Raw genomic sequence first — 6,220 nt, 5'->3', positions numbered from 1 at the left:
GCTTCAACGAGGTGGTGCGCGCCGACAAGCGGGTCGAGGCGGTCCTGCTCACCGTCGCCGACGGCCTGACCCTGGCCCGTCGGCTGGACTGAGCCGGTCGGGTGCTCCTGGCAGGTGCTCCTGACGGCTGCGAGTGGGCATGGCCATGGCGGAATATCGGCCGGAGCCGCATGGAGTGCGGCCGGCGGTGGTAGGTCCTGGTGGTTCACGATTCGTGCCGACCCCCAGGGGATGACCGGATGCGCCCTGCCCGCAAGCCCAGTCCCGCCGCGAGAACGGGCCGGGTGCTGCTCCCGCTGCTCGGTGCCGTGCCGTTCGGCGGGATCCTCGGCGGTGTCTTCTTCGCCAACCGGGTGACGCCCTATGTGCTCGGGATGCCCTTCCTCCTGTTCTGGGTGGTCCTCTGGGTGGTCCTCAGCTCCGCGGTGATGGCGGCGGTCTACCGGCTGGACCCGGACAACCGGGAGCCGGGCGAGGCCGAGGAGGTCGGGCCGTGACCGCACTCCTGGTCATCGCGGCCTTCCTGCTGGTCGCCGTCGCCCTGGGCCTGCGCGCGCGTCGCGGCAGGGACATGAACCTTCAGGAGTGGTCGGTCGGCGGGCGCGGCTTCGGCACGGTCTTCGTCTTCCTGCTGCTCGCCGGCGAGATCTACACCACCTTCACCTTCCTCGGCGCCTCGGGCTGGGCGTACGGGAAGGGCGGACCGGCCTTCTACATCCTCGCCTACGCCTCGCTCGCCTACGTGATCTCGTACTGGCTGCTGCCGGTGGTCTGGCGGTTCGCCAACGAGCACCGGCTGGTCTCCCAGTCCGACTTCTTCGCCCGGAAGTTCGACAGTCCCGCGCTCGGCGCGCTGGTCGCGCTGGTGGGTGTGGTGGCGATGGTGCCGTACCTGGTGCTCCAGCTCACCGGGATGGGCCTCATCGTCTCCGCCGCCTCGTACGGGCACCTCTCGCCGCATGCCGCGGTGGTGATCGGCACGGTCGCGCTCACCGGGTACGTCACCGTCTCCGGTATCCACGGGTCGGCGTGGACGGCGGTGCTCAAGGACGTGCTGATCCTCGGGGTGGTGGTCTTCCTCGGCCTCTACCTGCCGCTGCACTACTCCGGCGGGATCGGGCGGATGTTCCACTCGGTCGACGCGGCCAGGCCGGGTTTCCTGACACTTCCGCACCAGGGCCTGAGCCCGTGGTGGTTCGCCTCGACCGTGCTGCTCTCCGCGCTCGGCTTCTACCTGTGGCCGCACACCTTCAGCGCCACCTACAGCGCCAGGAACCCCGGGGTGTTCCGCCGCAACGCCGTGTTCCTGCCGCTGTACCAGCTGGTCCTGCTGTTCGTGTTCTTCGCCGGGTTCGCCGCCCTGGTCGCCGTACCCGGGCTCAAGGGCGCCGACGGGGACCTGTCGCTGCTGAAGGTCACGGTCAAGTCCTTCGACCCGTGGTTCGTCGGGGTGGTCGGCGGCGCCGGGCTGCTGACCGCGCTGGTCCCCGGCTCGCTGCTGCTGATGGCCTCGGCCACCTGCCTGGCCAAGAACGTCTACCAGCTCGCCCGCCCGGCCGCCACCGAGCGGACGGTCGGACGGCTCGCCAAGGCGCTGGTCCCCGTGCTCGCCGCGGTGGCGCTGCTCTTCACCTTCAACGGCGGCAGCGCCATCGTGAATCTGCTGCTCATGGGGTACGCCCTGGTCACCCAGCTGTTCCCGGCGCTGCTGTTCAGCCTGACCGCCCGCCGCGCGGTCACCAAGCAGGGGGCGGCGGCCGGGATCGTCGCGGGCGTGGCCACGGTCGCCGCCACCACGCTGGCCCGCACCACCGTCGCCGACCTGCTGCCCTTCCTGCCGCAGCCGGTGAAGGACCTCAACGTGGGCATCGTCGCGCTGCTGGTCAACACCGTTGCGCTGCTGGTGGTCTCCGCCGCCACCCGGCCGTCCGCCGTGGCGGCACCGGTGCCGGTGACCGGCGAGGCGGGGTGAGCCGCCCCGGGTGCCCGGAATGTCCGCCGAGCGCCGGGTCCGTGCTCCCGTGCGCCGGGTGCGTTGCGACCGGGGCGCATGCGGCGGATGAGGGGGAGGAAGGCTCCCGGGGGCATGGCGAACGGACAGTCGGGCCCCGGGGCCGCGGGAAGGGTGTCAAGGGCGTGGGAACGGACGGATTCGTGGCGCTGTCAGCCGAGTTGACCGGCTTCAGCGCGGCCGAGCTGTGGGCCACCGGCATGGTCGAGCCGTACCGGACGGCGGTGCGGGAGCGGGTCGGCGGGGAGCAGCTGGACGAGTTGGCGGCCGCGGTGTCCTGCACCGCGGCCTCGGGCGGCACCCCGGTCCGTCCTGCGGACGAGGCGCTCGGCGAGCTCGCGGTGGCGGTGGCGTACCTCTGGTACACCGGGAGCTGGCCGGGCCTGCCCGAGCCGGTGCGGGCACGGCTGGGCTGTGCTGCGGACGACGAGCCGTTCACCGTCCACCCCGACTCCTACGCGGCCGGGCTGGTCTGGCGGACCTTCGGCGGCCACGCCCCCGCGACGCACGCGCCCGGTTTCGGCAGCTGGTCCCGGCCGCCGCAGGAGCCGGTCCGCACGGGCGCGGGGGGCGGCCGGTGACCGCCACCGGACGGGGGACCGCCGGGCGCCGCTGGGACGCGATCGTGGTCGGGGCGGGCTTCGCGGGCTCGCTGGTGGCCGCGCGGCTGGGGCAACTGGGCCACCGGGTCCTGGTGCTGGAGGCGGGCACCCAGGCACCGGGCGCCGACCTGGGCCACGCCGACGCCGTACGCGCCTACCGCTCGGCCGTGGTCAAGGTGCCCAACTCGCCCTATCCGACCACCGCGGCGGCGCCGTCCCCCGATGTCACCGATCTGGTCGGCACGGCGGACGGCGGCTACCGCGCCGACGGCCATCTGGTCCAGCGCGGTCCGCTCCCGTACGGCAGCGGGTACCTGCGGGCCAACGGCGGTACGGGGCTGGCCTGGACGGGCCTGGCGCTGCGGATGCACCCGGAGGACTTCCGCGCCGGGGACTTCGGCCACGGCCGGAACTGGCCGATCGGATACGCCGAGCTGGAACCGTACTACCGCCGGGCCGAGCGCGAGCTGGGCGTGGCGGGCGACGCCGGGGAGCAGCGTACGGAGGTCGGACTCCCGCTGCCGGACGGCTACGTCTTCCCGATGCACGCCATCCCCCGCACCCACCTCGACCAGGTGCTGGCCGACTCCCTGGACGCCAAGCGGGTGCACGACCCGGTCGCCGGCACCGACGTCCGGCTGAAGGTGGTCACCACCCCGCACGCCCGCAACGGCATCCCGAACCCGGCCTACGACGACGGCGCCGGCTACCGGCCGGTGGGCGCGCCCGGCGCCCCCAAGGCCGGTCTGCGCTGCCTCGGCCACGCCGCCTGCGTACCGATCTGCCCCTCCCAGGCCAAGTACACCCCGCTCAAGTCCCAGGCCGCCTGGTCGACTTCGGTCGAACTGGTCACCCGCGCCGTGGCCGGCCGGGTGCTGGTGGACGGGACGGGGCGGGCCACCGGCGTCGAGTACCGGACGTACGGGGACGACGGCGCGCCGCCCGGTCCGGCCCGGACCGTCGAGGCGGACCTGGTCGTCCTCGCCGCGCACGCGATCGAGAACGCCCGCCTGCTGCTCGCCTCCGGTCTGGCCGGTGGCAGCGGCCAGCTGGGGCGCAATCTGATGGACCATCCCGTGCTGCTCACCTGGGGGTTGATGCCGCGCCAGGTCGGCCCGTACCGGGGCCCGGGATCGACCGCGGGGCTGGAGGGCTTCCGCTTCGGTGCGGCCCGCGCCCGCCGCGCACCGTTCCGGATCGAGATCGGCAACTGGGGCTGGACCTGGGCCGCCGGGCCGCCGGCCGGCCGGGTCGCCGAACTGCTGCGTGGTGGCGGCCCCGACGGGCGCGGGCTGTTCGGCCCGGCACTTCGGCAGGCGCTCGGCGACCGGGTCGGCCGGGAGTTCGCCCTGCAGTTCGAGATGGAGCAGGAGGCCGACCCCGCCAACCGCGTCACCATCGACCACCGCCACCTCGACCGCCTGGGCAACCCCCGGCCGGTTCTCCACTACGACCTGTCCGACCAGGTGAAACGCGGCATGGCGGCGGCGCGGGCGGTGTCCGACCAGATCTTCGCCCTGCTCGGCGCCGAGGACCGCACCCGCTACGGGCCAGGCCCCGGCTGGCCCGGCCGGTTCGAGCACCAGGGCCGCTCCTACGGCTTCCGGGGAGCGGGCCACGGTGCCGGGACGCACCTCATGGGCGACTCGCCCGCCACCTCCGTGGTCGACCAGTGGCAGCGCTGCTGGGAGCATCCCAACCTCTACGCCGTCGGCTGCGGCAGCATGCCCTCCCTGGGCACCTCCAACCCCTCGCTGACCATGGCCGCACTCGCCCTGCGCAGCGCCGATCGGATCCACCGCGACCTGTCCGCGCTGCGTCGCGCGCCCGTCACGACCCCTTGAGGAGCCATCGCCATGACCGACCTGCCGCTGCCGCCCGTCGCCGCCCCGTACCGGCTGCCGTTCCACTACGGCGCCCTGCACAACATCGGCGTCGACTACCTGGTGGACCCCGGGCCCGTGCGGGACCTGCTGGCGGAGCGGCACCCGCAGCTGACCGCCGCCGAGTTCGACGGCCGGGCGTGCGTCTCGCTCAACTACCAGCTGTACTTCGCGCAGTACCCGAACGGCGGCGGTGTCACCCAGGAGATCGAGTTCAACCTCATCGCCCACCCCACCGCCTGTGCCGCCCTGCTGCCCCGGCTCGACTACCAGCAGTACGCCCGGGGCTGGGAGCAGACCAAGCAACTCGGCATCGCCCGCATCCACGTGGTCTGCGACAACCCGCTCGCCATCGACGCCGGGACCAGGCTGTACGCGGAGCCCAAGTACCCGGGCTGGTTCGAGAGCACGATGCCCTCGCTCAACGGGCCGGCCGACGCGCAGTCCTGGTCGGTGGCCTGCCGGCAGGCCACCGTCGGCGCGGGCGGCCTCGAACCGCAGGACACCCTGCTGTTCTCGCTCGACGCGGACCTGGCCGGACTGCCGCACGAGCCGGTCAACAACACCCCGATCACCGGCTACGGCACCGACCCGCAGGAGCGGCTGCTCGCCGGCGCGCTCAACGTCTACCAGCCCTACCGCCACCACCCGCTGGACCAGGCCGCCGCCACCCGCCGGATCAAGCTGCACATACCCGACAGCGGCACCGAACTCGGCCGCCACCTCGGCGAGTTGATCGGTTCATCCCCGGCCGCCGGGGTGTGGACGTACCAGTCGCCGCCGGTCGCCGCGCACAACCGCCCCTACTACGTCCCGTCGAAGCTCTGACGCCCCCCGGGCCCGGACCGGCACTGACGCCGCCGAAACCCGGATGCGGCCGCCGGACGGCTCCGGCTAGCCTTGGCCGCATGTCAACGCCCCGAGTTTCCTAGCTCAAGGACCCGCTTCCACGCCACCCGTGTGTCCTTCTGCTTTCTCGGAGCGTCATCCCATGATCACCGTACGCGGTGTCGACGTGCGCGTCGGCGCCCGTCTGCTGCTGTCCGACATCTCCTTCCACATCGCCCCCGGCGACCGCGTCGGCCTGGTCGGCCGCAACGGCGCGGGCAAGACCAGCCTGCTGAAGACCCTGGCCGGCGCCGAACGGCCCGCCGCCGGCTCGGTCACCGTCACCGGCTCCCTCGACTACCTGCCGCAGGACTCGCGCGCGGCCGACCCCGCCACCACCGTCACCGGCCGGATCCTGTCCGCCCGGGGGCTGGACCGCGCGGTCGGCGCGCTGCGGGCCGCCGAGGCGGCGATGGCCGGGGCGCGGGGGCCGGCCGGTCAGGCCGGCTTGCGCGCCTCGATCAGGAAACGGGTCGCATGGGCGACGAAGGGCCCGTCGCGCTCGATCTGCTCGTGCAGCTCCCTGAGCCGGTCGCGGTACTGCGCCACGGTGAACCCCGGCACCATCCAGATGACCTTCCGCAGGAAGTAGACCACCGCGCCGATGTCGAAGAACTCCGTCCGCAGGGACTCGAACCGCAGGTCGACGACGTCCAGCCCGGCGGCCTGGGCGGCCCTGCGGGTCTCCTCGGGGTGGCGTCCGCTCCGGACCTTCTCGGGCTGCGGACCGAGGAAGTACTCGACCAGCTCGAAGACGCTGGAGTGGCCGACGTGCTGCGCGAGGTACGTCCCGCCGGGCCGCAGGACCCGGGCGATCTCCTCCCACCAGACGGTCA

Annotated in this window: 6 protein-coding genes and 2 pseudogenes; 7 read left to right on the top strand and 1 reads right to left on the bottom strand. The window is 73.4% G+C overall.

What is annotated here, in order from left to right; genetic code table 11:
* The first annotated feature begins 11 nt into the window (after window positions 1-11).
* The 7 genes and pseudogenes from UK12_RS40230 to UK12_RS43755 all read left to right on the top strand — a co-directional run.
* Window positions 12-92: a hypothetical protein gene (locus UK12_RS40230; protein WP_331386673.1), complete on the top strand. Its 81-nt coding sequence runs from the start codon at window positions 12-14 to the stop codon at window positions 90-92.
* Window positions 93-239: 147 nt separating this feature from the next.
* The gene (locus tag UK12_RS31485) at window positions 240-497 is read left to right on the top strand and encodes a DUF3311 domain-containing protein (protein ID WP_082120110.1); all 258 of its coding nucleotides are present in this window, start codon (window positions 240-242) and stop codon (window positions 495-497) included.
* Window positions 494-1,972 (top strand): sodium:solute symporter family protein, encoded by a 1,479-nt coding sequence (locus UK12_RS31480; RefSeq protein ID WP_045306623.1) that lies wholly within the window; start codon window positions 494-496, stop codon window positions 1,970-1,972. Before UK12_RS31485 ends, UK12_RS31480 begins: the two co-directional genes overlap by 4 nt.
* A gap of 182 nt (window positions 1,973-2,154) precedes the next feature.
* A complete protein-coding gene (locus tag UK12_RS31475; RefSeq protein WP_052682357.1) occupies window positions 2,155-2,592 on the top strand; it encodes a hypothetical protein in 438 nt (145 codons plus the stop codon).
* Window positions 2,589-4,457 carry a GMC family oxidoreductase gene (locus UK12_RS31470; protein ID WP_045306621.1) on the top strand — a complete coding sequence of 623 codons (1,869 nt, stop codon included), beginning with the start codon at window positions 2,589-2,591 and terminating at the stop codon, window positions 4,455-4,457. Before UK12_RS31475 ends, UK12_RS31470 begins: the two co-directional genes overlap by 4 nt.
* 12 nt (window positions 4,458-4,469) lie before the next feature.
* Window positions 4,470-5,324 (top strand): hypothetical protein, encoded by an 855-nt coding sequence (locus tag UK12_RS31465; protein ID WP_045306620.1) that lies wholly within the window; start codon window positions 4,470-4,472, stop codon window positions 5,322-5,324.
* A gap of 163 nt (window positions 5,325-5,487) precedes the next feature.
* Window positions 5,488-5,661, top strand: a pseudogene (locus tag UK12_RS43755) (ATP-binding cassette domain-containing protein); the annotation flags it as partial.
* 161 nt (window positions 5,662-5,822) lie between these two features.
* Here UK12_RS43755 and UK12_RS41835 read toward each other — a convergent pair.
* Window positions 5,823-6,220: pseudogene (locus UK12_RS41835) on the bottom strand (SAM-dependent methyltransferase); the annotation flags it as partial.

This window comes from Saccharothrix sp. ST-888, from assembly GCF_000955975.1.
GTDB lineage: Bacteria > Actinomycetota > Actinomycetes > Streptomycetales > Streptomycetaceae > Kitasatospora.
Note: the sequence above shows the minus strand (reverse complement) of the source record. Positions and strands in the feature narration are given on the sequence as shown.